Source organism: Cupriavidus sp. 01T418 (genome assembly GCF_056398885.1).
In genome coordinates, this window is sequence record NZ_JBFTQG010000001.1 from 63,587 (window position 1) to 89,474 (window position 25,888).

A 25,888-nucleotide genomic window follows, 5' to 3' on the forward strand; every position below is an offset into this window, starting at 1 on the left:
ATCCATCTCAACAGAAGGAGAAACGATGCGGCTGCTGCTTGCCTCGTTCAAACACGAGACCAATACCTTTTCACCGGTTCCCACGCCGTTCCAGCGCTTTTTCCGCGAAGGCGCGATCCTCAGCGGCGCCGAGGCGATCGCCGCGCGGCGCGGCACGGGCACCGCGCTCGGCGGATTCATCGAAGTGGCGCAACGCCATGGCGCCCAGATGGTGGTGCCGGTGGTGGCAGAGGCGTCGCCAAGCGGGCCGGTGGATCCGCAGGCCTACGAGCGCATCTGCGGGATGATCGTGCAGGCGGCGGCCAGCCAGGCGTTCGACGGCATCCTGCTGGATCTGCACGGTGCCATGGTGACGCCCGATTTCGAGGACGGCGAGGGCGAATTGCTGCGGCGCCTGCGGGAGGTGCAGCCGGACACGCTGATCGGCGTCGCGCTCGACATGCATGCCAACCTCTACCCGGAGATGGTCGCCCGCGCCAACGTGCTGACCGGATACCACACCTACCCGCACGTCGACATGGCGGCCGCCGGCAAGCGTGCCGCGGAACTGCTGTGCCGCGCCATCCAGGGGAAAGTCCGTCCAGTGCTGGCATGGGACAACCGGCCCATGCTGCCGCATGTGATGCGCCAGGGCACCCATGCCGAGCCCAACCGGTCTTTGCAGGCATCGTGCATCGCACTCGAACAGGCCGGGGACGGCATCCTCGCCGCGTCGCTGTTCACTGGTTTTCCGCATGCCGATGTCCGCAATGCCGGCCTGTCCGTAGTCATCTGCGCCGATGGCGACGCCGACGGCGCCAGCCAGGCGTGCCAGGCGCTGCTGGACCAGGCATGGGACCAGCGCGTCGACTTTCTCTACCACGGCGCACTGCTGGCCGGAACCGTTGCCCGCGCCAAGGCAGCCGACGGCGGTCCGGTCGTGTTGCTGGACCACTGCGACAATGTTGCATCGGGCGGCACCATGGACACCACCGCGGTGCTCCGGGAGGTTCTGCGGCAGGAACTCAAGGACGCCGTCTTTTATGCGATTCACGATCCCATTGCCGTCGAAGAAGCCATTCTGGCCGGCATCGGCAATGAGGTCTCCCTCGCGCTTGGGGGGCGCTGCGCCTTGCCGGCAACGGGAGATCGCAATGAACCCCTCCGGCTGAGCGCACGCGTGCGGCTGATCAGCGATGGACGCTTCCGTCTGAGCGGTCCCATGAGCGCGGGGGTGGAAGTGAGCACCGGCAAGACGGTGGTGCTGGATGCTGGCACGGTCCAGGTCATCGTGGTCTCCTCGCATATGGAGCCCTTCGACCTCAGTTGCTTCCATGCCCTTGGCATCGATCCCGCGCGAAAGAAATTCCTGGTGATGAAGAGCCGCGTTCACTGGCGCGCCGGCTTTGGCGACCTCGCGGCGCATGTCTTCGAGTGCGACAGCATCGGCGTGACGACTTCCGACTTCGGCAAGCTGACCTTCGAGAACATACGGCGGCCGATCTATCCCCTCGATGACATGTAGATGAAGAGCCGCGAGAGGCCAATGAGCTACCTACAATGCGCTCATGCTCCCCGGCCCTCAGCCAGCGATCTCCGTCCTTCAACGGCGAATCAGCCTGCGGGGCCTGAGCCCGCCGGTTTGGCGGCGCGTCCGGGGTTCCCGAGCACATGACGCTCGCGCAACTTCACAATGTCATCCAAGTGGTCATGGGCTGGACGGCCGAGCATCTGCACCAGTTCACGATCTGAGGCAGGCGTTACGGCGAAGCCAATGAGGGAGTGCTCGGCCATACGGGCGCAGGAACCACACTTCCTTGCTGTGCTCCCGTTCTTGATCGCGGCCAGTGCTATTTCTCTTCTCGCAGCCATGGGGTAAAGGTGATCCCCACCAATAACCCTTCCGGCCCGATGAAACGACTGACAGTTTGGCCCCATGGTTCTTTCTTGTTCTTGACCAGCATTCGATATCCTCGCGATTCAAGCTCCGCCGTAGCCTTTTCGACATTGTCAACGTCGAACTCGATCCAGGCTTGCGGGATAGGAATGTCGCCAGGCCACGAATCCTTGCCGTAACAGGACTGAGCTGCCTCAGAGAGTGGCCACAGGGCGAAACTCTTTGCCCCTTTCAGAGCCTCCGTATGAAGGTAGCCGCCTTTCTCCTCCTTGAAGGGGATACCGAAGGTCTGACTGTACAGGTTGCGGCTTGCCGCCGCTTCACGAACAATTGGGCCGAAGCCTGCGATGAACAAGGCTGTGGCATTTGCAATCTCTTCCATGGCTTCTCCTTTGTCCAGAATGCGCGGTTTGGCTCGGAAGCAATGGCCGTTCGTCGAGTACGGGATGTGATCGGGTGGGTGGCCGCAATGGCCGCCTGCTTGACGAGCACGACTGTCCGCGCCGATTGAATTTTGACCCGGGGTGGCGACCGGTTTTAAGCAGAACCGGTTGTGGATAAGTCTAGGGCTTTTCGGGTCGTTTGCCCTCCTGCAGATGAGCAAGCGTTGCGCGGTGGACTGCGATCAGGTGGATTCGGGAGCGCTCGCGGCATCACCTGCGCGCGTCGCTTCACACGGGCAGATCCGACGCGCGAATGTCGGTCCGAGAGCGCTGCCGAGCGACCGTAGATGGCCGAACTGAACGGTCCTCTCAGGCAGCAAGGCGGTCTAATGAATTCGCGCGCTGGCCAGCGGTATGCAAAATGGCGTGATGGGTAGCTGGGACCACATGTTGCAGAACACACAGGGCCAAGACGGCGCTGGCGGCAGCGGCGATGTTAAATGCGCTCGCCATCGCCGCCACCGCCGCCGAATTGCCGCCCAAACCCTTTCCGTACAGGCGCGCCGGCCGGACGCGCCTTCCTGATCCAGGTGCCCGGCACCTGGGCCTCCGCGCTGAGCGATAGCGTGATCGCCGGGCTGATGAACTGGCTGCTGCCCGAGCTGACCGGACGCCGCGATGTGGCGGCATTCAGCACCGAGGAGATGGGACAGGCAGATGTGACACACTCACGTACCCAGGCGCAACATCGCGGCAAGAAAAACAAGAGACGCGGGATATGGACAGAAACCGAGGAGTGAGACGATGAACCCCATTGGCAACACCGATAGCGGCAATCCACGCAACGCTGATATCACCGCCGCGCCGGCCGGTAACGGCGGCACCTCGTCCGGCGCACCGGACGCATCCGGCTCCGCCACGGCGGCAAGCGGCCCACCCCCCATCGTCATGATGCCGGCGTGGCAACTCTCGCGCGCCATCCATGCGCGCCAACTCTCCAGCCGCGAGGTGATGGCCGCCTACCTGGACCATATCGCGCGGATCAATCCCGGCGCCAATGCGATCGTGGCGTTGCGCGAGCGCGAGGTGCTGCTGCAGGAAGCCACCACCTGCGACCAGGCGCTCGCCGCCGGGCGCTCGGCGGGCTGGATGCACGGCATGCCGCAGGCGCCCAAGGACCTGGCGCTCACGCGCGGCATCCGCACCACCTTTGGCTCGCCGATCTTCCGCGACAACGTGCCGGCGATCGATGCCATCATCGTAGAGCGCGCACGCGCAGCCGGCGCGGTGCTGATCGGCAAGACCAATACGCCTGAGTTCGGGCTGGGCTCGCAAACCTTCAACCCGGTCTATGGCGCCACCCGCAATCCGTTCGACGCCGGGCGCACCGCTGGCGGCAGCAGCGGCGGCGCGGCCGCCGCGCTCTCGCTGCGCATGCTGCCGGTAGCCGATGGCAGCGACTTCGGCGGCTCGCTGCGCAACCCGGCCGGCTTCTGCAACGTCTACGGCATGCGGCCCTCCGCCGGGCGCGTGCCCTATGGACCTGCCGCCGAAGTCTTTCTCCAGCAACTCGGCTACGAAGGGCCGATGGGGCGCACCGTGGCCGACGTGGCACTGCTGCTGGCCACGCAAGCCGGGCCCGATCCGCGCGCGCCGCAAGCGCTTGCGCAAGACCCGGTGCTGGCCACCCTCACGCCGGCCAACGTGGCCGATGCCATGAAGACCAACCTCAAGGGCAAGCGCGTGGCTTGGCTGGGCGACTGGAACGGCTACCTGCCGATGGAAGCCGGCATCCTGCCGCTGTGCGAGGACGCGCTCAAGGCCTTCCCGGCGTTTGGCGTAAGCGTGGAAGCGATCAAGCCACCGTTCCCGGCGGAGCGGCTCTGGAAGACGTGGCTGGTGCACCGGCATTTCCTGGTGGGGAACGGCATGCTGGCCTTCTACCAGGACCCGGCCAAGCGCGCGCTGCTCAAGGACACCGCGATCTGGGAGATCGAGGGCATGCTCAAGCTCAGTGCCAGCGATGTCTATGCTGCCAGCGTGGAACGCAGCGCGTGGCACCAGGCGCTGCTCGGCGTGTTCAAGGACTTCGACTACATCGCGGTTCCGACCGCGCAGGTCTTTCCGTTCGAGGTGAGCCAGCCCTGGCCAAAGCAGATCGCCGGCCGCGACATGGATACCTATCATCGCTGGATGGAAGTGGTGTTTCCCTGGACGCTGTCGGGATGTCCGGCGATTAGCGTGCCGGTGGGATTCGGGCCGCAGGGGTTGCCGATGGGGATGCAGCTGATAGGCAGGCCACGGGATGATGTTTCAGTGTTGCGCGTGGCGCGGGCTTATGAGGAGGAACGGGATTGGGTTGGGAGGCATTTGCCGCGGGCGATGATGGGGTGAGGCGCCGGCAGGCGAGACATCTCGCTCTGCCAGTGTCCGCCCTCTCCCGCAAGCGGAAGAGGGCAAACCAGCGGCAAACCAGCGGCCAAGCAAACTCAGGCTTTGCCGGTAGTCGAAAAACCGCTCACGACGGCAGCGAATCCGACAGGCGGCTCTGCTCGCCATTGCCGTTTTCTTCATCCGGCCAGGTCCGCCCCACCATCCACTCATACAGCGTGGGCAGCACGATCAGCGTCAGCATGGTGGCGGTGATCAGCCCGCCGATGATGACGATGGCGAGCGGGCGCTGGGTTTCCGAGCCGATCGCGCGCGAGATGGCCATGGGGAACAAGCCCAGCATGGCCAGCAGCGCGGTCATCAGCACCGTGCGCAGGCGGTCCATCGAGCCGGTCAGCACGGCCTGGCGCACCGGCATGCCTTCTTCGCGCAGCTGATTGAAGTAGGTCACCATCACCACGCCATTGAGCACGGCCTGCCCGAACAGCGCGATAAAGCCGATCGCCGCCGACACGGACAGCGGAATGCCGGTGAGGAATAGCGCGAACACGCCGCCGATCAGCGCGAACGGGATGTTCGAGATGATCAGGGTGGCGCTCTTGAACGACTTGAAGGCGTTGAACAGCAGCAGGAAGATCACCAGCACCGACAGCGGCACCACGATCGACAGGCGCGCCATGGCACGCTCCTGGTTCTCGAACTCGCCGGACCAGCTGATCTTGACGTCGTCGGCCTTGACGTTCTTGGCCACCAGCGCCTGCATGTCCTTGACCACGCTGCCCATGTCGCGGTCGTGGATGAAGATGCCGATCGAGGTGGTGCGCTGGCCGTTTTCGCGGCTGATGTTCATCGCGCCGGAGGCGGCGCGGAAGTGCACCAGCTGCGACAGCGGCACCTGCGCGCCGTCGGCGGTCTGCATGAAGATATTCGGCAGGTTGGGCAACTCACGCTCGTTCGGCTTCAGGCGCACCGCCACGCTGAAGTGCTTCTCGCCCTCCCACAGCTCGGTGGCTGCCTTGCCGGCCAGCGCGGTTTCCATCAGATCCTGCACGTCGGCCACGTTGATGCCGTAGCGGGCGGCCTGGGCGCGGTCGAAGTCGAGCACGTACTGCGGCAGCTCGCCATCGCGGTCGATAAAGGCGCGCATCACGCCCTGCACGGACTGCACGTTGGCGAGGATCTGGTCGGCCACGCGCTTGTTCTGCTGCAGGCTGTCGCTCTGCACCTTGATCACGATCTGGCCCTTGATCTGGGAGATGCTCTCGAGGATGTTGTCGCGCACCGGCTGCGAGAAGTTTGGCTCGATGCCGGGGAGCAGGCGCAGGTTGTGATTGATCTCGTTGATGATCTTGCGCTTGTCGTAACCCGCGCGCCACTGCTTGTCGTTCTTCAGGTCGACCAGGATTTCCACGGTATTGATCAGCTTGGGGTCGGTACCGTCGTCGGGACGGCCCACCTTGGAGATGGTGGTGTTGACCTCCGGCGTCTGGCGAATCACGGTGCGCAGGCGGCGGGCCTGGTCGCGCGCTTCGTCGATGGATACCGAGGCAGGCAGGTCGAAGCTGACCCACATCGAGCCCTCGTCCAGCTCGGGCAGGAACTCGCTGCCGAGGAACTTGCCCACGCCAACCGTCGCCACCAGCAGGCCCACGGCAATGCCCACCACGGTGCGCTTGTGGTCCAGCGCCCAGGCCAGCATCGGCTCGTAGATGCGTTTGCTATGGCGCACCATGAAGTTGTCTTCGTGGGCGATGTTCTTGGTGAGCAGCAGGTGGCACAGCAGCGGCACCAGCGTCAGGGAGATGATCAGCGAGCCGACCAGCGCTCCGGTGACGGTATACGCCATGGGCGCGAAGATCTTGCCCTCGTGGCGCTGCAGCGTAAAGATGGGGATGTGCGCGGCGATGATGATGATCATCGAGAACACGGTCGGGCGGCCCACTTCGGTGGTGGCCTGCAGGATGGCGTGCATGCGCGCGCGGCTGTCCTTGATCTGGGCTTCTTTCAACTCGCCCAGCCGCTTGAAGATGTTCTCCACCACGATCACCGCGCCATCGACGATGATACCGAAGTCCATCGCGCCGAGCGACAGCAGGTTGGCGGGAATGCCCACCCACGTCAGGCCGATGAAGGTGGACAGCAGCGCCAGCGGGATCACGATCGCCACGATGGCCGCGGCACGCACATTGGCCAGGAACAGATACAGCACCGCCATCACCAGCAGCGCGCCCTCGACCAGGTTGCCGAACACCGTATGCAGCGTCTTGTCGATCAGCGAGGAGCGGTCATAGTAGGGCACGATCTTCACGCCCTTGGGCAGGATCGTGCTGTCCAGCAGGTCGATCTTCTTCTTGAGTGCGTCGAGCACCAGCGAAGGGTTCTCGCCCTTGCGCATCACCACGATGCCCGAGACGATATCGTCCTCGTCGTCCTGGCCCATCAGGCCCTGGGGCGGCGCGGAGCCGACCCGCACCTCGGCGATATCCTTGACCAGGATCGGCGTGCCGTTGACTTCCGAGACCACCACGTTGGCGATATCGGCCGACGTGTAGAAGCTGCCCAGCGAACGCAGCAGGTATTGCTGCCGCCCATGCGCGACGGCACCGCCGCCGGCATTGGAGTTGGCGCGCTGCAAGGCGGTGAAAAGCTGCGACAGCGAGATCTTGGCGTCGCGCATCTTCGCCAGGTTGGGGTTCACCTCGTACTGCTTGATGGTGCCGCCGATGGTGACCAGGTCCGCCACGCCGGGGACCTGGCGCAGGTTCTTCTCGACCACCCAGTCCTGCAGCGTGCGCAGTTCCTGCGCGGTGTAACCCTTGCCGGTCAGGCGAAAGCGGAAGATCTCGCCGATGGCGGTGGACAGCGGCGCCAGCCCCGGCTGCACGCCGTCGGGCAGGTCGACCCCGCGCAGGCGCTCGATCACCTGCTGGCGGGCCACCACGTCGGTGGCCTTGTCGTTGAAGGTGACCATCAGGAAGGACAGGCCGAACTGGGTATGCGAGAACACCCGCACGGAATTCGGCGTGCCGGCCAGCGCGGTCTCGATGGGAATCGTGACCTGGCGCTCGACTTCCTCGGCGGCGCGGCCCGGGTACAGCGTGATGACGTTGACCTGGATGTCGGAGACATCCGGGAAGGCTTCGATCGGCAGGTTCTTGAAGGCCGCGAGGCCTCCGGCGATGAAGATGGCGAGGCCGAGCCAGACGAACAGCTTCTGGTGCAGCGCGAAATGGACAATACGCGAAATCATGTGGCGGTCTTCCTCACTGCTTCGCGCTGGCGCTGCTGGCTTCGCTGGCGCGGGCCGCGTTGACCGCGGTGGCATCGCGCAGGATGTCCTGCAGGTACAGGTTGCCTTCTGTCACCACCATGTCGCCATCCTTGAGGCCTTCGAGCACTTCGGTGATGCCGGGCATCGACACGCCCAGCTTGATCTGGCGGCGCTCGAAGCGGTTCTGCGCCGTGCGCACGAACACGTAGCTGCGGTTGTCCGCCAGGAACACCGCCTTGGACGGCACGCTGATGCCCTGGAAGGAGGCCGCCTGCAGCTTGGCGGTGACGAACATCTCGGCCTTCAGGCGGCGGTCCTGGTTGGGCACGGACAGGCGCACCTTGATGCTGCGCGCAGCCGGATCGACGTAGTCGGACACTTTGACCACCTTGCCGGGGAAGGTCTCGCCGGGATAGGCGCTGGACACCAGTTGCACGGACACGCCGGGCTTGAACAGGGCGAGATCGGCCTCGGTGGCATCCACCTGCGCCCACAGCTCGCTGGGATCGGTCACCAGGAACAGCGGCGCGGTGGGCGGCTGGTCGGGGCGCAGCTCCAGGCCGACATTGATATTGCGTTCCACCACCAGGCCGTCGATCGGCGTGCGCAAGGCAAAGCGGTTGACCGCGCCCTCCCCCTGTGCGGCGGCGCCGTACTGGCGCAGCGCGGCCTGGGTGCGCTGCAGGTCGGCGTTGGCGCGGGCGGCCTCGGCCTGGGTCTGCTCCAGCTCCTTTTGCGCCACGATGCCGGCACCGTACAACTCGCGCTGACGCGCCAGCGCCTTGCCGGAGTAGGCGGCATCGGCCGCGGCCTTGCGGGCGTCGGCCTGGGCCACGCCGAAATCGGTCGAGGTCAGCGTGGCCAGCGACTGGCCTGCCTTCACGTTCGTGCCCGGCTGCACCAGCACCTCGGTCACGCGGCCTGCAAACGGCGTGGAGACGCGCACGGTGCGGTCTTCGTTCCACACCAGGCGGCCCGGCAGGCTGAGCATGCGCTCGCCGCCGCTCTTGACGGCCTGGCCCGAAATGCCGGGCAACGTCCTGACCGTGGCCGGGAATTCAATCGTATTGCCGCTGACCTTGGGCTCGTCGCTGGGGGGCGCGGCTTCCTGCTTGCCGCAGGCGGCCAGCGCCAGGGCGGCCAGCGAGAGCGCGGCCAGCCGCGCGGCAACGCCTTGGCGGACCGCGGTACGGACGGGGGACATCGGAGCAGGCGTAGCAGTCATCGAAGCGGACATCGGAGCAGACACGGGATTAAGGACGCGGCACATCGGTACGAACCTGGGAATTGGGAGAAGACTGCAGGGCGGCGCGGTAAGCGGCCAGGGATTTGGCGAATTCGCCTTGCGCGGTGACTGCGTCCAGGCGTACCTGGCGCAGCGCCCGGCGCGCATCGAGCAGGTCCAGCACGCTGCTGGCGCCCTTGGCGTAGGCGAACTCGGCACTGCCGGCAACGCTCTCGGCGGTCGGGATCACGCCGTCCTTCATCTGCTTGAGCGACAGGCGAGCGGCTTCAAGCTGGGTGCGCGAGCGCTCGAGCTCGTTTTGCGCTTCGAGCAACACGCGGTTGCGGTCGTCCAGCGCGGCGTAGTAGTCCACCTCGGCGCGGCGCGCTTCGCCGCCAAAGCTGTGGCGCACATAAAGCGGGATCGATACGAACACGCCGAAGCTGTTGCCGCTGCCAGTCTGGTTGCCCGGCGAGACGGGGTAGTGCTCGGCCTGCGCGCCGACGGTGACGTCGGGCACGCGGCCGGCACGGGCCAGGTCGCGCGCGCTGGCGGCGGCGGCCAGGCGGGCCTCGGCCGCGGCCACGTCGGGGCGGCGCTGCACGGTATCGGCGTCGGGCTCGGGCACCGGTACGTCGAGGGCGGGCCAGTCGGACATCAGGCGGTTGTCGGCAAGCGTGCCGGGCACGCCGACGGCCTGCGCCAGCGCTGCCTTGTCGCGGGCATGGTCGGCCATGGCACTGCGCATGTCGGTCTGCGCACGCAGCACATCCAGCTGCAGCTTGCTCACGTCGGCGCGCGAGACGTCGCCTGCCTTGAGCCGCGACTCGTTGGCTTGCTGGGTCCGCCCATAGAGGGCCAGCGTCTCGGTGAGCACCGCAACCCGCTCCTGGCTCACCAGGGCTTCATAGAATGCCTGGTCGACAGCGCTGGATTGCTGGGTAATCACGGCCTCCAGCGTTTCGCCCGCGGCGCGGCTGTTGGCGCGCGCGGTATCCACGCGCAAGCCGCCCTTGTTGGCCGTCTCGATGGTCTGGTCCACGCGCACGGTGGAATCCACCGTCTTGCTGCGCGCGCTGCCCGCGCCGACGCCGAGATGGGGATTGATATTGGCGACGCCCAGGCTGAGCACCGGGTTGGGCCGCTGCGAGGCAGTCTGGATATCGGCCTGGCTGGCCTCCTCGTTGCGCCGGGCGGCGATGATGTCACGATTGCAGCGCATGGCATCCAGGCGCACCTGGGCAAGCGTCAGGGTAGCCTTGGACGGTGGCGCCACGCAGGGACCGTCCATCGGCAAAGGTGCACTTTGCGGCGCATTCGAGCCGGCCATGGCAGCGCCGGCAACAGCGCCGAGCAGGCTCAACAGCAGGTAACGAGGAATGGAAAAAGACACGATCAACTGGCTCGGTTCGACTTAAGTGTGCGGTAAACGACCGTGCCTGCCGATTGGTGCACCGAGACAGTGAATATTCACGTATCTCCGTGGAACCTGGCGTGTTCTTGCTGATTTCCGGCAGCGGCACGATCTCTCGTGCGCATTCAAACCGAATCGCATTACAAATGCCTTTCACCGCCGCTACTAAATCTGGCGAAATCCCTTGGCCAGGGCATTTCCAAGGGAAAACCCTGACCTGATGGCGTGCGCCTGCGCCGCATACTTGCCGCTTTCATGATCGGCCTGGCGCTCCATGTCCGCCGGTCGTGGCCCTGGATCCCGGCGCTCGGCATGTGTGGGCGGCGCATTCTCCAGGTTCTTCAGCGGCGGGGATCATACTGGTACGCGGCCGACAACCGCGTGCCGGCCTAGGCTTGCAAGCCCTTGCGCCGGTGCCACTCCGCCAGCGACTCGCACGGCCATGTGCCGCAATGCACGTGGCCCCGCCCCTTGGGCACATCCACCCAGGGCGCGGCATAGTCCAGCGCGGCTTCCACTACCTCCGGCGGCTTGGGCAGGGGCGTATCGATCGCCGACGCATGCGGATGCACCAGCTCAGGCCAGCGTGGATCCCACAGCCACAGCGCGCTGCCGCATTGCAGGCAGAAATGCCGCCCGGCCTTCGAGCGCCGCGCGCGCTGGCCCGGTTCGCGCATCACGGCGTGATAGACACCGATATGCTTCTTGCCGCGAACCTTCAGGGTGGCCGCTTCGCCGCCCAGGTTGATGGCATAGCCACCGCTGCCCGCCGTCTTGCGGCAGATCGAGCAGTGGCAGTGCATGAACGGATAGGGCGAGTCCGACTCCAGGCTGAAGCTGACCGCGCCGCAATGACAGGAACCTTCGAGATGCATGGAATCTCCCGTGCGTTCGGCGAGCATTCATTCTAGGCGTCATGCCAGGGGTTTTCTCCCCACTGGCCGGAATCATCGGACCCGGCCTCCGACGCATCCGCATCCGCATCACACCCATGCACAAGCCGGCTGGCCGGCTGGACAAGCCCTACCCGATCTGGCATAAGGGAGGTCGCTGCCTGCGAACGCGCAGCGCTCTTTTCAGGATCTCCTGCCCTTCATTCGAGACCACATGCTCCTCGTCCCGCATCTCAACGCAATCCGCCGGCATGCCATGCATGCCGCGGCAGTGCGTGCGTGCGCGGCACGGGGCGGCGTGCGCTCGCGCCGCGCCACAACGGCCGCGGCCAACTTCCATGGTTTCGCCGCCGTGCTTCTCCTGGCCGTGCGGGGAAACCAGGGCTCGCCAGCCAGCTCCTGACTTTCCCCGCACGGCACTTTGCCTGTGGGCGTTATCGCGCCCCCTGTCCAACGTGCAACCCGGGAGAGAGCCGATGTCTTCGTCCTTGATCTGTCACAAGACCCTTTGTGGACCCTTTGTGCGATCGGCGGCGGCGTCGCCGTCTACCTCCCCGGAGGGAAATCGATGTTCTACAAAGTCTTGCTGATCCTGTCTTTCTTCATGGTCGTGATATTTGCCCTGGCCCGGGGCTTCCAGCACATGCCGGCGTAACCACCGCACCGCCCGATCCGGCCATGAACCCCATGCGCCCCGACGCTATCCGTTTGGGGCGCATGCCAGCGAGGAGATTGCCATGGCCATCATGGCTCCTGTCATGCCCCTTCCGTGGCTCGCACGCAAACTGGAACTGCGCGTCGATGTCAGCCACCGTCCCGCCGAACTCGACCAGGAGTTCGGCACCATCTACGGCCGCCTCCACCGGCCGGGCGATCGCCTCCACGGTATCCCCGCGCTCGCCACGGACTCGCCCGAACTGGTGATCCGCTATCGCGAGGCCGACGGCGAGTACTACGTTTACGTGGAGGACATCGCACGCAAGCGGCTGGCCGGCTATACCGTCTTCAACCGCCTGGTCGAGGTGGGCCGCCGCGCCGACCACTACCTGCGCGCGCCGCACTCCAAGTACGAGACAGCCTACCAGCGGCGCGGGCTGGCCACGGCGATCTATCGGTGGGGGCTTGACGCGGGCCTCTGCCTGATGACCGGCGCGCGGCAGTCGGCCGGCGCCAACGCGCTGTGGCACTCGCTGTCGCGGCACTATGAACTGGGCTATGTGGATTTGCGCTGCAAGACCCTGAGCTATCTCGGGTGCGAGGTCGGCAGCCAGGTGCACGACGACCTGCACACGCGCATGATCCTGCTGGGCAAGGGCTGGAGCGTGGAGCGGCTGTCCGCGGTCACCGGCATGCTGTAGCAGGGGGCACCGGCGCCGCCAGGTTGTTTCCCGCCGAAACAACTCGGCCGGGCGAATCGCTGATTTTTACCAAGCCGCATCTCAAGTTACAGATATGTTGCAACTTAGCTACAGCGTGCCTCTCCAGATTTCCGTGGTTGCGTCGTAATCTTCAAACGTGCCAACCAGGCGCTTCAACCAAAGGAAATCATGTCTGAACGCCTCATCATGCTCGACGTCCCCGGTGTCCTCTATTCGGGCCGCTCCGAGGCTCGGCTGGGCGGAATTCCCGACACCGGCACCCTGCGCGACGTCCGCTTCTTCGATCCCGTTGCCCTGGGCTTCGTGCGGCGGCTGTTCGGCCTTGCCGGTGCCCGCGTAGTGGTCTCCGAGGCGTGGCGCCGTGGCGTTGCGGCCGCCATCCTGCAGCAGCTCGACCTGCAGGTCGAAGGCATGACCCCCGACGTGCCCGGCGGCCACGCCGCGCGCATCGCGGCCTACTTTGCGCACCGCCCGGCACCGCAAGCCTTCGCCATCCTGACCTGCGACACCGCGTCGCTGCAGGACGAGCGATACGCGCACCTGCGCCCGCACACGGTCACCGTGAACCCGAGCGAGGGCCTGACGCCGGCCAACTTCAGGCAGGCGCTCGACATGCTGGGCGTGGCATGCCCATCCGCCCTGTGCCTCGATACCCAGCACGACGCCGGCCTCGAAGCCAGGCTGCAGCGGCTGCGCCGCCTGGCCCGCGAAGCGCCCGCGCGTTTCGAGGTGGGTACCGTGGCCGCGCCGCTGTCCCAGTCCGTGCCCGAGCTGGTCCTGCCGACGCGGCGCCCGGAGACAGCGCTGGCGCACGCCTGACACGCCGCCCTGCTGCATCTCGGCCGGCCCCGCGCGCCTCGCGCCCGGGGCCGGTCTCGTTTCCCGCTATCGAACGCTAGCGGGCGCGCGCCCGTTCGCTGAATACCAGCACCAATTGAAGCACGATCGCTACCCTCTCCGTCACGCCCCTGGGGACCGACATCCTTGCCTTGCATCGATACGTGCTTTCACAGGGGATCGGTATTGCGCCTGGGCCGATTTTTCTGTGCATGGGGGATTTCGGCATTGCCTGCGGATTAATTGCGGGCATGAATTTAATGAGAGGACGGACGCGGCGCTGGCCACGGTGGGGAGGTTGGCCAGGTTGCCGATGGAGTAGTTGGCGTTCGCCAGGGGTGTTGGTATCAATTGGGCGGCATTGCTTATTTCACCCAACGCCGATCATAAAATAGCCCAGCAACCCCAAACACCAATTGTCCTGGCCACCACTCCCCCAAAGGCCGGCAAGGAATCCCCCAACCATAAAGCCTTACAATTCCCCGCCCCCCAGGAGAACAAACCATGGATTCCCGCCTGACCGAACTCGAAATCAAAGTTGCCTTCCAGGACGACCTACTCGACAGCCTGAACCTCGCCGTGGCACGGCAACAGCGCCAGCTCGACCTGCTGCAAGAGCAGTTGCAGGCGCTCTACCAGCAGATGCGTTCCAGCGGCGCCGGCGGCGCCGAAGGCGGGCCGCAGCATGAAATCCCACCGCATTATTGAGAATGCGCATCATCCGCCTCGATTGAACAAAGTCATCACCACCGCGGTCAGACCGGATAACGCGCAAGACGCCAACCTGGATGCACCGCAGCATGCCGACAATGCCACGCCGCCCCCGGCGCCTGCCCGCACGGGCCAGCAGCGCCATGATCCTGAAGGCCCTCGCCATCATCGCCATGCTCGGCGCCGCCAGCGCCTGGGCCGGCTATAACGTCTGGACCGGCGAATACACATTCTCCCGCGAGGAACTGCAGGCTGCCGTGGAAAAGCGCTTTCCCGCGACGTTGCGCTATGGCCAGGTCATCGACGTGCAGCTCACGCATCCGCGCCTGGTATTCGACGGCGCCAGTAATCGCGTGACCACCGAGATGGACGCGCAACTTGGCAATACCTTGCTGCCGGCGCCACCGATCAACGGCACGCTTTCGCTCAGCAGCGCACTCAAATACGATCCGGCAAAGCGCGCCGTGCTGCTCCACAATCCTTCCGTCGAACGGGTCGAGGTGAGCGGCATGCCGGCGCAATATGGCGAGCAACTGAACGCGATCGGCGCCGTGGTGGCGCAGCAGTTGCTGCGCGATTACCCGCTTTACACCTTCACGCCGGAGCAATTGCGCATCGCCGGCAAAGATGTGGAGCCGGGCGCCATTACCGTGTTGCCCGATGGCATCAAGGTCCAGGTCAATACGCGTTAAACGCAATACGTATTGCATATTCGCATCGAATACCCGCGCCATTGCCTCGCGCGGAATGTTGTATCCGCGCACGCTTCCAGCCAGCATCCACATCGATTAACTTCGCGGCGCGCGATTAACGCCGCGCGACCGGTTATACTCCGCGCTCCTACAACTAACGGGTAAATACAATGGCCGTAGCCAAGAAAGTCGCACAAACCAGCGCAGCAAAGACCAAGCCGGCAGCCGCCAAGAAGGCAGCAGTACCGGCAAAGAAGGCCAGCGTGCTGGCTCGTGAACTGGCCGCTGCAAAGAAGGGTCTGCTGAAGCTGCGCGCTGACGCGAAGAAGGCGATCGAAGCCGCCAAGAAGGAAATCAAGGTCGCTGCCGAAGCTGCCAAGAAGGCCGTGCTGGCAGAAAGGCAAGCCGCCAAGGAAAAGCTGGCTGCACAAAAGGCAAAGGCAAAGGCAAAGCCCGCCGCCCGCAAGCCGGTGGTGAAGGCCGCCGTGGCAAAGAAGGCTGCAGCCAAGCCGGCAGCCGCTCCCAAGGCAGCACCGAAGGCTCCGCGCAAGGCCGTCGTGAAGAGCGCCGCCAAGAAGCCGGCGGCACCGAAGAAGGCCGTGGCCGCCAAGGTCGAGGCAGAAGCGCCTGTCGCCGCGAAGTAAATCGCGCGAGGGCCAGCGCGGCAGGCGGCCCGGACATGCGCGCGGCGATCCGCGCCATGCTTCGGTCCCCTTTCGCGCACCACGCTTGTGCGAACCGGCTGGCGCCCGGCAGGGCCAGCCGGACATTTCCAGCGAAACTCCCGGCCTTTCAAGCCGTCTCGTCCGATAAGCCAACCCGGCACGATTACGCGAATCTTCGCCGTCCCATCCCCCCAGGTCTTCAGCCAACGCTCAAGCGCACGCCCAGGCAAAAAGGCAAGCGCCCTTTCCGTGATTCCGGACGCCAGACGCCAGCGGGAATCCAGCCCGGCAATTCAGGTTGCCATCCGCCGGCATTCGGCCGGAAATTTCCTATTTACGAAATACCAGGCTGAAATTATTGGCCGGCATCGGGATTGGCTCGTCCATGCGAAATCCCTCGGCTTCGCCCAGCGCCGCCACGTCTTCCATATTGCGCACGCCCCATTCCGGGTCGGCATTGCGCAGCTGCGCATCGAACGCGGCATTGCTCGGCGCGGTATGTTTGCCGTTGCGCCGGTAAGGGCCGTACAGGTAGAGCACGCCGCCCGCAGGCAGCAAGCGGCCGGCACCGGCGAACAGCGCCTGGGCCGCCGTCCACGGCGCGATGTGGATCATGTTGATGCAGACCACGGCCTGCGCCGCCTCGATGCCCCAGGGCTGCTGGCGCACGTCCAGCACCAGCGGCGAGCGCACATTGGCCAAGCCGGCATGCGCGGCCCAGCTTTCGATCGACGCGCACGCGGCGACATCGGGATCGCTGGGTTGCCAGGTCAGCCCCGGCAACGCGGCGGAAAAATACGCCGCGTGCTGGCCGGTGCCGCTGGCGACTTCGAGCACCAGGCCGCTTTGCGGCAAGACCCGGCGCAGCACGGCCAGGATGGCATCGCGATTGCGTTCGGTGGCCGGCGCGATCCGGCGCGCGTCGTGTTGGCCGTCTTGGTTCGACATGCTGTTTCTCCTGCTGAGGTTGGGGTCCGGGCCGCACCGGCGCATCAGCGCTGGGCGGCCGCGCGTTACCGCAAGCGTAGCAGGCATGCCCGCGCCCGACTCGACTCTGCCGCCGTGCGCGCCGCCTCATGGCCTCTGGCCGTACTCAGGCCTTGCTCATCTTCACACTGGTGGTATCCGCAGTCAGGTACCCGACCGCCGCGCCAAAGCGGTCCTTGTAGTTCGCACGGACCAGCGGATCCAGCGTGGCCTGCACTTTGGCATGCAGGCCGTTCCAGTCGCCGGCGTGCTGGAAGTTGCTCATGATGTAGGTCCAGCCGTTGAGCTCGTCGACCGCATGCAGGCCGGTCGATTCGCCACCCGCCGGCACCGACATCACGCGCGACAGCTTCCTGGTGTCGACGTTGTAGGCCCACAGGAAGTTGTTGACGTGCTGGCCGCTGTCCTCGCCGATGAACAGGGTGCGCAGCTTTTCCGAGAACTTGAGGTTGTCGGGGTTGGCGATCCATGCAGGATCGCCGGTGTTGCCCAGCGAGTCGGCGGCGATGTCCTTGCCGACGATCAGCGCCTTGGTGTGCACCGGAACCCATTCGCTGTGGATCGCGGCGCCATCCAGGTCGTGCTGGCCGCCGGCGAGGTTGTGCTGCATCACACCGCCAGCCTTGAGCGTGGGCACCGAGATGCCGCTTTGCGCATTCCAGCCCTTGCCGCCCGGGACCATCGAGTCCTGGATGTTCTGCAGCGCGGAGTAGGCGACCTTGTCCTTGATATTGACCGTGGTGCCTTCCATCTTGGTGAAGCCCATGCTGCCGCCCTTCAGGTAGGCGTAGCGGTGGGTTTCCAGGAAGGCCGCGGCCTTCTCCTTGCCCGGCATGACCTTGATCCAGTTGTTCACGCCACCGACGATGACCGGCGCGAAGCCGGGATCGAGGGGATCGGTCGTGCGGACATCCATGATGTCGGTCGGCAGGTTGGACTTGGCCATCGCCTCGATTTCGGCGCTGGTGGCGTGGCCCAGCCTGACCCAGGTCAGGTCCGCACCGGGCATGGCCGGGTCGATCGAGAAACCCGTACCCACCTTGGCCACGTACAGCGTGCCGGCGGACAGATCCTTCTCCTTGTCGGCCACGAACATGAACAGGCCGCTGTTGGTGGCATCATCGCCCATCAGCACGGTGCGGTTGTCCGGCATCACCTGCACCAGCTCGTGCGAGATGCGGCCCATGCAATAGTGCTTCCTGATGGAGGCGGTGCCGTCCGGGTTGACCGTCACTTCGGGCATGTGGCCGTAGAAGTACGGGTTGGCCAGAACGCTGGTGGTGCCGAGCAGGGCCGCGCTGAATGCCTTGAAATGGGCATTGGTACCCGCCGTGAAGGCGTCCGGCTCATACTCTTCGCTGGACAGGTGGGTATTCCACGGCGACAGGCTGGCGCCGCAGGTAATCCACAGGCCGTTGACGCGCGACGTATCGACGTTGTGGTACTTGACCAGGCTCAGCTTGCCGGTGGCCGGGTCCTGGTCCAGCGTGAGCACGCCGATCGGCGACGGCAGGCGGCCGTAAGTGTCGGCCAGCGCCTGGTCGCGCGTGGTGTATTCGAACTGGACCACGGCAAACACTGTGTTGCCCTTCACGCCGGCCACCTTGGCGCCGTCGATCTTGAGCAGCGAGGTGCCGTCCGGCGAGTCCGAGAAGAACTGGCGTTCCTTGCCGGGTACCGACTTGTCGATGATCGGCTGGTTGTTGATGTCGAAGTAGCCGCCCGCCAGGATCTTGCCGCCGTTGCCGTCCGGGACCATGTCGCCGGTGACGAAGAAGGGTTGATAGGCCAGCTTGTAGGTCTGGCTGCTGCCGTCGCTGAACGATACCGTCAGGCTCGAACCCACCGTGGTGGTCGCCATCGCGGCCGGGTCGGCCAGCGTGGGCGCCGGCATGCCGGTAAACTCGGCGGTGGTGAAGGTAGCGGGCGTGTCGGGTGCCGCCGGCGGAGCAGGCGCGGCGACCGCGTCGCTGGCTGCGCCGCAACCGACCAGGAAGGCGGTAGCGCCAAGGCCCAGCGGCAACATGGGGGCGCCGGCCAGGAGTTTAAGCGCCCTGCGGCGGGATGCGTCCGGTTTGTCGAGCATTCGTCTTTCCTGTTCGGTTATGTGTGTGATTGGCGGCACGCGCTGCGCCGCCCTTCCGCACGTTTGTGGGGCACGTCCCAGCGCTCAGGCCAACTCGTATCCTATGAACGATTTGTTACAGCTTATTTAAAATGACTGTCTTTGCAGACATCGATGATGCCTTCCGCACGATCCTGGTAGCCGGGGCCGCTGTTGTACACTGGCGCACGCTCCCTGCCAGGAGCCGAATCCCTTAGCTCTCCCGCCCGCCGGCGCCGCCCATGGCCCGCCGCGATGCGGCTCCACCCGTGCCGACCTACACCCTCGCTTCTCCCGTCCAGGTTGAACTGGAAATCCGCAAAAGCCGTTTCATCGGCTACGCCATTCCCGTGCAGGACCGCGCCGCGGCCATGGCCGAACTGCAGCGCCTGCGTGAAGCGCACGCGACCGCCACCCATGTCTGCTGGGCCTTGCTGGCAGGCGGACAGTCCGGCATGTCGGACGATGGCGAGCCTTCGGGCACCGCCGGCCGGCCCATGCTGGAGGTGTTGCGCCACCATGAGCTGGACGGCGTGCTGGCGGCCGTGGTGCGCTACTACGGCGGCATCAAGCTGGGCGCGGGCGGGCTGGTGCGAGCCTATACGGATGCCATTGCCGCGGCCCTGAAGGATGCGCAGCACATCGAGCGCATTGCCTATGCCGAACTGGTTGCCGAGGTGGACTACGCGGACGAGGCGCGCGTGCGCCGCTGGATCGAGCAGGAGGGCCTCGTGCTGGCGCATGGCGAGCACGGCGCGGCGGCGCGGCTGACAATCCGCCTGCCGGCCAGCGCGCTGGACCAGGCGCGGGCCGCGCTGCGCGACGCCACGCATGGCCGCGCCCGCTTTCCCGGCGCGGACGATGGCGAGGCGCGGCCATGAGCGGCGGCACGCACGCACCCGACCTCGTGTGCGGCGGCGCGGCGGATGCCACCGCATCGCCCGCGCCCGCCTTTGCCGCGCGTGTCGAGCCGCTGGGCAGCAGCTTTCCCGCCTTGCCCACGCAGACACTGCTGGAAGCCGCTCTGCTCGCCGGCGTGCAACTCCCGAGTTCCTGCCGCAACGGCACCTGCCGCACCTGCCTGTGCCGGCTATCCGCCGGGCGGATTGCCTATCGCATCGAGTGGCCGGGCGTAAGCTTTGACGAGCGCGACGAGGGCTACATCCTGCCTTGCGTGGCGTACCCCGAGAGCGACGTGGTGCTGGAAGCCCCGCTGGCGCGCCAGGCGGCCCTTTCCAAGGCCTAGGCCACCCTCGCCACCTTGCGTCTTCGCGCCTGCATGGTCCGTGCTGCCAGGCATTGCGTAAAGAACTGCCAGGCGATGCGCAGCGCATCCGGGCCGGACGGATCGGCGAAGGCCTGGCTGGACGGGCCGCCGCTCCACGCATGGCCGAGCCCTTCGATCCGCACCAGCCGGATATGGGGCCCGCCATTGCTTGACCATGCATGGACGCTGTAGGGCCGGCGCTGGCCGCGCTGCCCCCGGCGCGGCGCGGCCAGCACGGGCGCTTGCGGCAACAGTTGCTGCCACAACGCGGCGGAAGCGAGCGCGTTGTCGAAGTGCACCAGGTGATCGGCATCGCCGTGCAGCAACAGCAACGGAGGCGGCCGGCGCCCCGCAAGATGCAGCCGCGCGGCCTCCACGTCGGGGTGGCCCTTGCCCTGCATGACGCGCGCTGCCTGCGCGGCATTGGACGCACTGAGCGGCACCGCGCCGGAATGCGACCCCACCGCGGCGAAGCGATCCGGATAGCGCAACCCCAGTATCTGCGCCATGGCCCCGCCCGCCGACAGGCCAAGCGCGAACACGCGATCGCGGCGGATCGGGCGCTGCTGGCACACGTGCTCGACGATGGCCATCAGCAGGCTGGCCTCGGCCGCCACGCGCACGGAGGAACGGAACCAGTTCCAGCACCGCTGCGCGTTCGCGTGCGAGGATTGCTCGGGCATCAACACCACGCAGCCCGCGCTGCGCGCCAGCGCCGCGGCGCGGGTGCACGCGGCAAAGCTGGCGGCGTCCTGGCCACAACCGTGCAGCAACACCAGCAAGGGCGCGGGACGCGAAGCGCTCACCCCAGGCGGGATAAACAAGCGGTAGCGCCGTTGCACCAGCGGCCCAAGGCCCCAGCTCCCCTCTTCCCAGCGCCCGCCGCCCCGGCTGATCGGCGCCGGCACGGGAGACGCGACGCCGCTCAACACGCGTTGCGTGGCCTTGCTCATGGCCTCGCCCTGCCTGATCGCCGAACGGATCGCGGACTTCGTCACCGTGCGCTGCGCGCGCCGGACGTTGCGGGTGGCGATCTGGCCAAGGGTGCTCCAGAGTTTGCTGCCACTGCTCTTGCGACGTGTCATTGGCGGCATCTCCCGCGCGGGTGGACGGAATGCGCCGCGAGGGGCGCACGGCTGGGCTGGATGCGCTGCGCTTCGCTGCAGCGCAATACCCAGTATGCCGTGCGTCGGCACGATCTGTCAGGCTTTCCCGCGGGCCGGACGAAACCACGCGCGAATCGATGTCCTGCGCCTGAGCAGCCCGGCGACATCGATTCGCGCGTCGTATCGCCTCTGGTCAACCGTCAGAACACTTCGCGATTTTCTTGCAGACGCTGGTCAGCGAAGCCGAGAAGTGTAGCCGGGCGGCGGCCCGGCAGCGCCAATCCCACATGCGCGATTGCAATTAGTACAACTAGTACTAACCCCAGAACACTCTTGTGAATCTGGCGGTATCATTCGCTTATTGCAAACGTTTGCATAATCTGAAGCGTCTCATGAGAAGATCTGGATCCGCTGAGTATCTTCGGCCCCTCGAACACCTGACCTTGCATTGGCATTCGAGGGGCCGGCGATACTCCCCCCCGCAAAGGGCAAGCCGACATGCTGCTCCAGCACGTCGGCTTGCGCCAACGCCCCTAACGCGTTTAGAGCCGCTCGACAAACCAGTCGCAGATCAGGCTCAAGGCAGGTTCCGGCCTGTCAAGCTGGACGTGCGCGGCGCCACCCTCGGCATCGGTGTAGACGCGCAGTTCCTTGTGGCGGGAGCTGGCTTGCGCAAAAAGTTCTTGCGCTTCGTTGAGTGGCGTTTGCCGATCATGCTCGCCATGGACAATCAGGAAGTCGCACGTAATGTTGGAGGCGACACCCTTCAGGCGGAATTTCTCGAGCTTTTCGAAAGCTTGATCCCAGTCCTGGACGCCCATGATCCGGAGAAAATGCTTGCCGGTGGTGCCAAGTGCGGCGCCTCTGTCGAGTTGCTGGATGCCTACGCCCTTTTCATAGCCGACACGACGCTGCCAGCAAGCGTAGTAGTCATAGATCGCGGCCCACGCCACACAGGCCTTGATCCGCTTCTCGAAGCACACTGCACGCGGCGCGTAGTAGCCGCCCATCGATGCCGCCATCAGACCGATTCGGTCCGGGTCCACATCATCTCTACCCGAGACATGGTCGATCACGACGGCAAGCGCCACTTCCGAGTCATGTCGCGCCACCAGACCCTTCAGGCGAAGCGTGGCGCCCTGCCCCGGGCCATCGAAGCCAAGGCAATTGATGCCTCGTGCGGCGAGCGCGCGCGCAACATAGAACATCTCCTCCTTGGTTCCGTCGAGGCCGTCGTGCAGCAGCACAGTCGGCGCCCGACCAGTGACATTCTGAGCCTTGACGAAGTAGGCCGTGATTCCCGAACCTTCGAAGGGAATATCGATGATGTCGACTTTCGGATCGCTGAGTTCGGCAAAAGCCCGGAAGCAGTCGAGATGCTTGCCGTAAGAAATTGGCGCACGCGCATCGTCCGGATCCAGGAATGCTTCCGTCCATTGGTAATACTGCGCGGCGCGATAATAGGCCTCGCGCGCGGTGACCGCGTGACCCTTGCTCGCTGCATCGCATGCCACGCCTTCCACCTGCTCGGACAGCGTGTTCCACGCCTTGTGCCACGCCTCGCTATCGCCAGCAACGCCAGCTTTCGACGCCTCATGCAGATTGCGGCAAGCCCAATCTATTTCGCCAAAGATGCCGCCACCCGCCATGCAGCGCAGCACCGAAAGCGACCACATGTAGTTTCCTGGAAAATACTGAAACATGATTTCTCCAATAATTAACGTATTGCAATACCGCACAATCCGTAATAAATGATCTGTTTAAAAGATTTCCTATTCCGCCTTGTCTAGGCATCCCTTCGACGGTTAGACTTTAAACTCGCATTGATTTATCAACATAACCAAAGCATCCCTCCGGTTACCGGATCGTCCCAAGAAGGCGAAGGCACACCAGCGAGGGCTCAGGAGATTTTCATGGCCAAGGACCGCCTCATTCGCATCGTTCATGGAGATTTCGGACGCGCCACGCTTCATTTGATCGAGGGCCCCCTCGTCGCACACGCGCATGCCGAGTTTCACTTGATCTTCAAGATGGGCGGCGCTGACGCTGTCTTCAAGGTGGATGACAGCACGGTCACGGTCTCCGATGACTGCGCGCTGCTGATCAATCCGTGGTCCGCGCACGCGAAGCTCGATCATGGACCCGAACGGTCCCTGCTCCTGGCGCTGCTGCTTGAACCCGATTGGCTTGGCGGGATTCTGGATATCGAGAACGCCGCAACTGGTTTGCATTTCGATTCGCTTGCCGCAGGAGTGGATGGCGAGATTGTGACGGCGCTCGCCGCGCTTGGCGGCTGCCTGGCGCACGGCTCAACCGAAGGGTCGAGCGGCTGCGAGGATGCCGTGGCGCACGTGGTAAAGGCAACTGCGGCGCGCTATGCCAGGCTTCGGTCCATGACAGAAGTCCTGGCCACGTCAAAACCGCTCGACTATCGGATTAAACGCGCCGCGGAGTTCATTCGCAACCATGCCTGGGACAACCCGAATGTTGAAACAGTAGCGAATGCTGTGGGAATGTCACGCAGCCGATTGTTCGATCAGTTCAAGACTTGTATGGGCATCTCCCCACAACAGTACCTCGATTGGGTACGCGTGGGGTTCGCCACGCGATTGCTGACCGAGCGTCAGACAAGCATCGGCGAAGTTTCGCACCAGCTTGGCTTCAGCGCGCAAAGTCACTTCACGCGCTTCTTCGTGCAGCATCTGGGAATCAGCCCTTCGGAATTTCGTCGTACTGGCGTCATTGCTGGCGCGCACACCGAGCAGTAGATGCGCGCCAGTCACCTGTGCCAGGTGACTCAGGCTCTCAACGAGTCAGAGATCTTTTGGCTGATCAGGGGATCGAACACGGATTTCGGCAGCGTTCCATGCACGGTCTTGGCCGGTATGGAGGAGTAGTTGCTCGCCGTCTGGTTCGAGTACTGTGTGATCCTGAAACTCGCCGTGATACTTGCAAGCGAGTACACATCCTGCGGGTCCATGCCGGAAGCATCGCTCAACCAGCCAATCATGTAACGCAAGCACGCCGTCAGCGCATCTTCCAGGTTCTTGCCGAATCCCAGCGCAATCCAATGTGTAGGCGTCTCGGCCATCGGCAGGGCGAGAGATTTTCGCTTATGGAGGAAGTACTGAATCTGCATGTTCTCCATTGCGGTTTCAATTGCGGTTTGATTGACCACGCCATCGCCTTGTGCCGCATGCGAGTCGCCTGTCCAGACCATTCCACCTGGACGCTGCACAGGGAGGAACAACGAGGTTCCCTCCACCAGTTCCCGCAATACGAGATTGCCGCCGTAGGGTCCGCTCAGGATGCCGCTCACCGGCTCGTCCGAGGCAGGCTGCACTGCCATGACCCCTTGGAATGGGGCGAGTTTGATACGAATTCCGGGCGCGAATTCTGTGTACTTGCGCGCCTCGTCGAACTGAAAGTATCGCAGGTAGGGCCGATCAAAGTCGTTGGGCAGCGCACCTACCCCCTTGGGTGCCGAGTTCCAGCCCCATCCGATCGGGCGCAACCGAACCATATGGCACTCAATCACGTCCCCTGGCATGGCCCCCTTGATTTCAACAGGGCCGATGTTCGAGTACGGGCCCTGTGGAAAGCGCTTGCGCACGGGCTCGCGCTCTTCATAGCTCATGCCGTACCTGGCGCCATTGGCCCAGTTCACCCAGGTATTCGGGTACGCGACCAGATCGCCCGATTCGATCGTTGCCACGGGTGCGGCCTTCGGATCGAGTATCCCGACCCTCACAGTCTCGGACGTCGAATCGAGACGGTGAATTTTGCCTGGCTTGCGCACCGGAAGTGGGACTCCCGCACTGTCCGCCGTCCCCTGAGCCCCGGACTGCGTGGCGAATCGTGCCTGGGCCATGGCCTTGGCGGACCCCGCTCCGACTCCTGCGATGGCTGCGGCTTTCAGTAGCTGCCTTCTATCGATCAACATTTCTTCTGCTCCTCCTTCTGGAAACCTGAATCCTGGGCTGTCACCTGGCAATCCGCTTCGTGGCTCATTGCAATTGCGCCACGTACTTCGCAACGGCCTCGATCTCGCCATCGCTCATCAATGGCACGATCAGGCTCATCAGCTTTCCCGGGCCGCCACGCAAACCCGTCTTCCACGCGTAGAGTTGTTTCTCCACATACTGGGATTGCTGCCCGCCGATGCGCGGGAAATCGGGAGCAATGCCCTCGCCTTGCGGCCGATGGCAGGAAACGCACGCCGGCAACCCGGTCGCCGGATTTCCCTTCCAGTAGATCGCGCGACCGGGCTCTATCGGATTCGCCGAAACGGGCTGGCTCCTGGCTGGCGGCTGAAGGCTGAAGTAGCGGGCAAGGCCCTGCATTTCGTTGTCGTTGAAGGGCTCTATCACTTCACGCATCACGTCGTTGTGCCTGAGCGGCTTCTCACCGTTGACGCCTTTGAACTGCCGCATTTGCTTTAGCAGGTAGTCCGCATTCTGCCCCGCCAGGCTGGGGTACGCCCCCTGGGTACTTTGCCCCGCGACACCATGGCACCCTGCACATACCTGACCGGCAACGCGCCTCGCGACCGCAATGTCTTGCGTGTTCGGCTCGGGTTCCGTTCGCGCGTACGGCGCAATGACAAACAGGGCTGCACTCAGGACAGCGCGAGTCCAGCGCATCCGAAAGCGTTTCACAATGACATCCCCTTGGAATAGTCCGGCGC

General features: G+C 64.8%; 24 protein-coding genes. 13 read left to right on the forward strand and 11 right to left on the reverse strand.

Going from position 1 to position 25,888, the window contains the following annotated elements:
* Positions 1 to 25 precede the first annotated feature (25 nt).
* Positions 26 to 1,504 carry a M81 family metallopeptidase gene (locus AC1DQ3_RS00315; protein ID WP_477118178.1) on the forward strand — a complete coding sequence of 493 codons (1,479 nt, stop codon included), beginning with the start codon at positions 26 to 28 and terminating at the stop codon, positions 1,502 to 1,504.
* A 146-nt stretch (positions 1,505 to 1,650) separates the two neighbouring features.
* Complete coding sequence (locus AC1DQ3_RS00320) at positions 1,651 to 1,731, forward strand: IS1096 element passenger TnpR family protein (RefSeq protein WP_477118484.1); 81 nt, start codon at positions 1,651 to 1,653, stop codon at positions 1,729 to 1,731.
* A gap of 98 nt (positions 1,732 to 1,829) precedes the next feature.
* Here AC1DQ3_RS00320 and AC1DQ3_RS00325 read toward each other — a convergent pair whose 3' ends face one another.
* Entirely contained in the window at positions 1,830 to 2,258 is a 429-nt protein-coding gene (locus AC1DQ3_RS00325; RefSeq protein ID WP_477118179.1) for a VOC family protein, read from the reverse strand.
* Positions 2,259 to 2,759: 501 nt separating this feature from the next.
* Between AC1DQ3_RS00325 and AC1DQ3_RS00330 the strand changes: the two genes are divergently transcribed.
* Together AC1DQ3_RS00330 and AC1DQ3_RS00335 are read left to right on the forward strand one after the other, a co-directional pair.
* On the forward strand, positions 2,760 to 3,059 hold the full coding sequence (locus tag AC1DQ3_RS00330; protein ID WP_477118180.1) for a hypothetical protein: 300 nt from the start codon (positions 2,760 to 2,762) through the stop codon (positions 3,057 to 3,059).
* A gap of 148 nt (positions 3,060 to 3,207) precedes the next feature.
* On the forward strand, positions 3,208 to 4,653 hold the full coding sequence (locus tag AC1DQ3_RS00335; RefSeq protein WP_477118485.1) for an amidase: 1,446 nt from the start codon (positions 3,208 to 3,210) through the stop codon (positions 4,651 to 4,653).
* 124 nt (positions 4,654 to 4,777) lie between these two features.
* Here AC1DQ3_RS00335 and AC1DQ3_RS00340 read toward each other — a convergent pair whose 3' ends face one another.
* The 4 genes from AC1DQ3_RS00340 to AC1DQ3_RS00355 form a co-directional block, all read right to left on the reverse strand.
* Positions 4,778 to 7,900: an efflux RND transporter permease subunit gene (locus AC1DQ3_RS00340; RefSeq protein WP_477118181.1), complete on the reverse strand. Its 3,123-nt coding sequence runs from the start codon at positions 7,898 to 7,900 to the stop codon at positions 4,778 to 4,780.
* Positions 7,901 to 7,913: 13 nt separating this feature from the next.
* Positions 7,914 to 9,125, reverse strand: coding sequence for an efflux RND transporter periplasmic adaptor subunit (locus tag AC1DQ3_RS00345; RefSeq protein WP_477118182.1), 1,212 nt, complete (start codon positions 9,123 to 9,125; stop codon positions 7,914 to 7,916).
* Between the two features lie 49 nt (positions 9,126 to 9,174).
* The gene (locus AC1DQ3_RS00350; RefSeq protein ID WP_477118486.1) at positions 9,175 to 10,476 is read right to left on the reverse strand and encodes a TolC family protein; all 1,302 of its coding nucleotides are present in this window, start codon (positions 10,474 to 10,476) and stop codon (positions 9,175 to 9,177) included.
* Positions 10,477 to 10,949: 473 nt separating this feature from the next.
* The gene (locus tag AC1DQ3_RS00355; protein WP_477118183.1) at positions 10,950 to 11,435 is read right to left on the reverse strand and encodes a GFA family protein; all 486 of its coding nucleotides are present in this window, start codon (positions 11,433 to 11,435) and stop codon (positions 10,950 to 10,952) included.
* A gap of 232 nt (positions 11,436 to 11,667) precedes the next feature.
* Between AC1DQ3_RS00355 and AC1DQ3_RS00360 the strand changes: the two genes are divergently transcribed.
* The 6 genes from AC1DQ3_RS00360 (at position 11,668) to AC1DQ3_RS00385 (ending at position 15,716) form a co-directional block, all read left to right on the forward strand.
* Positions 11,668 to 11,856, forward strand: coding sequence for a hypothetical protein (locus AC1DQ3_RS00360; protein ID WP_477118184.1), 189 nt, complete (start codon positions 11,668 to 11,670; stop codon positions 11,854 to 11,856).
* Between the two features lie 334 nt (positions 11,857 to 12,190).
* Positions 12,191 to 12,811, forward strand: coding sequence for an N-acetyltransferase (locus AC1DQ3_RS00365; RefSeq protein ID WP_477118185.1), 621 nt, complete (start codon positions 12,191 to 12,193; stop codon positions 12,809 to 12,811).
* A gap of 189 nt (positions 12,812 to 13,000) precedes the next feature.
* Positions 13,001 to 13,651, forward strand: a complete 651-nt coding sequence (locus AC1DQ3_RS00370; RefSeq protein ID WP_477118186.1) for an HAD domain-containing protein — start codon at positions 13,001 to 13,003, stop codon at positions 13,649 to 13,651.
* Positions 13,652 to 14,173: 522 nt separating this feature from the next.
* Entirely contained in the window at positions 14,174 to 14,377 is a 204-nt protein-coding gene (locus AC1DQ3_RS00375) for a SlyX family protein (protein WP_477118187.1), read from the forward strand.
* A 101-nt stretch (positions 14,378 to 14,478) separates the two neighbouring features.
* A complete protein-coding gene (locus AC1DQ3_RS00380; protein ID WP_477118188.1) occupies positions 14,479 to 15,072 on the forward strand; it encodes a DUF1439 domain-containing protein in 594 nt (197 codons plus the stop codon).
* Positions 15,073 to 15,242: 170 nt separating this feature from the next.
* The gene (locus AC1DQ3_RS00385) at positions 15,243 to 15,716 is read left to right on the forward strand and encodes a fumarate hydratase (RefSeq protein WP_477118189.1); all 474 of its coding nucleotides are present in this window, start codon (positions 15,243 to 15,245) and stop codon (positions 15,714 to 15,716) included.
* 351 nt (positions 15,717 to 16,067) lie between these two features.
* Here the strand turns inward: AC1DQ3_RS00385 and AC1DQ3_RS00390 are convergent, their stop codons facing one another.
* Complete coding sequence (locus AC1DQ3_RS00390) at positions 16,068 to 16,685, reverse strand: DUF938 domain-containing protein (RefSeq protein WP_477118190.1); 618 nt, start codon at positions 16,683 to 16,685, stop codon at positions 16,068 to 16,070.
* Between the two features lie 145 nt (positions 16,686 to 16,830).
* Positions 16,831 to 18,810, reverse strand: a complete 1,980-nt coding sequence (locus AC1DQ3_RS00395) for a PhoX family protein (RefSeq protein WP_477118191.1) — start codon at positions 18,808 to 18,810, stop codon at positions 16,831 to 16,833.
* A 287-nt stretch (positions 18,811 to 19,097) separates the two neighbouring features.
* Here AC1DQ3_RS00395 and AC1DQ3_RS00400 point away from each other — a divergent pair, with 287 nt between their 5' ends.
* A complete protein-coding gene (locus tag AC1DQ3_RS00400) occupies positions 19,098 to 19,709 on the forward strand; it encodes an IMPACT family protein (protein WP_477118487.1) in 612 nt (203 codons plus the stop codon).
* Positions 19,706 to 20,074, forward strand: coding sequence for a 2Fe-2S iron-sulfur cluster-binding protein (locus AC1DQ3_RS00405; RefSeq protein WP_477118192.1), 369 nt, complete (start codon positions 19,706 to 19,708; stop codon positions 20,072 to 20,074). The genes AC1DQ3_RS00400 and AC1DQ3_RS00405 overlap by 4 nt, the downstream gene beginning before the upstream one ends.
* Here AC1DQ3_RS00405 and AC1DQ3_RS00410 read toward each other — a convergent pair.
* Positions 20,071 to 21,180, reverse strand: a complete 1,110-nt coding sequence (locus tag AC1DQ3_RS00410) for an extracellular catalytic domain type 1 short-chain-length polyhydroxyalkanoate depolymerase (RefSeq protein ID WP_477118193.1) — start codon at positions 21,178 to 21,180, stop codon at positions 20,071 to 20,073. The genes AC1DQ3_RS00405 and AC1DQ3_RS00410 overlap by 4 nt on opposite strands.
* A 563-nt stretch (positions 21,181 to 21,743) precedes the next feature.
* Complete coding sequence (locus tag AC1DQ3_RS00415) at positions 21,744 to 22,904, reverse strand: alpha/beta hydrolase family protein (protein ID WP_477118194.1); 1,161 nt, start codon at positions 22,902 to 22,904, stop codon at positions 21,744 to 21,746.
* Between the two features lie 210 nt (positions 22,905 to 23,114).
* Between AC1DQ3_RS00415 and AC1DQ3_RS00420 the strand changes: the two genes are divergently transcribed.
* Positions 23,115 to 23,969 (forward strand): helix-turn-helix transcriptional regulator, encoded by an 855-nt coding sequence (locus AC1DQ3_RS00420; RefSeq protein ID WP_477118195.1) that lies wholly within the window; start codon positions 23,115 to 23,117, stop codon positions 23,967 to 23,969.
* A gap of 29 nt (positions 23,970 to 23,998) precedes the next feature.
* Here AC1DQ3_RS00420 and AC1DQ3_RS00425 read toward each other — a convergent pair whose 3' ends face one another.
* Both AC1DQ3_RS00425 and AC1DQ3_RS00430 read right to left on the reverse strand, forming a co-directional pair.
* On the reverse strand, positions 23,999 to 25,144 hold the full coding sequence (locus AC1DQ3_RS00425) for an acetamidase/formamidase family protein (protein ID WP_477118196.1): 1,146 nt from the start codon (positions 25,142 to 25,144) through the stop codon (positions 23,999 to 24,001).
* Positions 25,145 to 25,208: 64 nt separating this feature from the next.
* A complete protein-coding gene (locus AC1DQ3_RS00430) occupies positions 25,209 to 25,859 on the reverse strand; it encodes a c-type cytochrome (protein ID WP_477118197.1) in 651 nt (216 codons plus the stop codon).
* Positions 25,860 to 25,888 lie beyond the last annotated feature (29 nt).

What these genes read in the sequence shown, in the direction of transcription:
- AC1DQ3_RS00350 (WP_477118486.1), bottom strand. Translation starts at nt 10,476, where the DNA reads ATGGCCGGCTCGAATGCGCCGCAAAGTGCACCTTTGCCGATGGACGGT.
- AC1DQ3_RS00395 (WP_477118191.1), bottom strand. Translation starts at nt 18,810, where the DNA reads ATGCTCGACAAACCGGACGCATCCCGCCGCAGGGCGCTTAAACTCCTG.
- AC1DQ3_RS00345 (WP_477118182.1), bottom strand. Translation starts at nt 9,125, where the DNA reads ATGTCCCCCGTCCGTACCGCGGTCCGCCAAGGCGTTGCCGCGCGGCTG.
- AC1DQ3_RS00365 (WP_477118185.1), top strand. Translation starts at nt 12,191, where the DNA reads ATGGCCATCATGGCTCCTGTCATGCCCCTTCCGTGGCTCGCACGCAAA.
- AC1DQ3_RS00335 (WP_477118485.1), top strand. Translation starts at nt 3,208, where the DNA reads ATGATGCCGGCGTGGCAACTCTCGCGCGCCATCCATGCGCGCCAACTC.
- AC1DQ3_RS00410 (WP_477118193.1), bottom strand. Translation starts at nt 21,180, where the DNA reads ATGACACGTCGCAAGAGCAGTGGCAGCAAACTCTGGAGCACCCTTGGC.
- AC1DQ3_RS00380 (WP_477118188.1), top strand. Translation starts at nt 14,479, where the DNA reads ATGCCACGCCGCCCCCGGCGCCTGCCCGCACGGGCCAGCAGCGCCATG.
- AC1DQ3_RS00390 (WP_477118190.1), bottom strand. Translation starts at nt 16,685, where the DNA reads ATGTCGAACCAAGACGGCCAACACGACGCGCGCCGGATCGCGCCGGCC.
- AC1DQ3_RS00315 (WP_477118178.1), top strand. Translation starts at nt 26, where the DNA reads ATGCGGCTGCTGCTTGCCTCGTTCAAACACGAGACCAATACCTTTTCA.
- AC1DQ3_RS00405 (WP_477118192.1), top strand. Translation starts at nt 19,706, where the DNA reads ATGAGCGGCGGCACGCACGCACCCGACCTCGTGTGCGGCGGCGCGGCG.
- AC1DQ3_RS00420 (WP_477118195.1), top strand. Translation starts at nt 23,115, where the DNA reads ATGGCCAAGGACCGCCTCATTCGCATCGTTCATGGAGATTTCGGACGC.
- AC1DQ3_RS00330 (WP_477118180.1), top strand. Translation starts at nt 2,760, where the DNA reads ATGCGCTCGCCATCGCCGCCACCGCCGCCGAATTGCCGCCCAAACCCT.
- AC1DQ3_RS00355 (WP_477118183.1), bottom strand. Translation starts at nt 11,435, where the DNA reads ATGCATCTCGAAGGTTCCTGTCATTGCGGCGCGGTCAGCTTCAGCCTG.
- AC1DQ3_RS00320 (WP_477118484.1), top strand. Translation starts at nt 1,651, where the DNA reads ATGACGCTCGCGCAACTTCACAATGTCATCCAAGTGGTCATGGGCTGG.
- AC1DQ3_RS00325 (WP_477118179.1), bottom strand. Translation starts at nt 2,258, where the DNA reads ATGGAAGAGATTGCAAATGCCACAGCCTTGTTCATCGCAGGCTTCGGC.
- AC1DQ3_RS00340 (WP_477118181.1), bottom strand. Translation starts at nt 7,900, where the DNA reads ATGATTTCGCGTATTGTCCATTTCGCGCTGCACCAGAAGCTGTTCGTC.
- AC1DQ3_RS00385 (WP_477118189.1), top strand. Translation starts at nt 15,243, where the DNA reads ATGGCCGTAGCCAAGAAAGTCGCACAAACCAGCGCAGCAAAGACCAAG.
- AC1DQ3_RS00360 (WP_477118184.1), top strand. Translation starts at nt 11,668, where the DNA reads ATGCTCCTCGTCCCGCATCTCAACGCAATCCGCCGGCATGCCATGCAT.
- AC1DQ3_RS00370 (WP_477118186.1), top strand. Translation starts at nt 13,001, where the DNA reads ATGTCTGAACGCCTCATCATGCTCGACGTCCCCGGTGTCCTCTATTCG.
- AC1DQ3_RS00425 (WP_477118196.1), bottom strand. Translation starts at nt 25,144, where the DNA reads ATGTTGATCGATAGAAGGCAGCTACTGAAAGCCGCAGCCATCGCAGGA.
- AC1DQ3_RS00415 (WP_477118194.1), bottom strand. Translation starts at nt 22,904, where the DNA reads ATGTTTCAGTATTTTCCAGGAAACTACATGTGGTCGCTTTCGGTGCTG.
- AC1DQ3_RS00375 (WP_477118187.1), top strand. Translation starts at nt 14,174, where the DNA reads ATGGATTCCCGCCTGACCGAACTCGAAATCAAAGTTGCCTTCCAGGAC.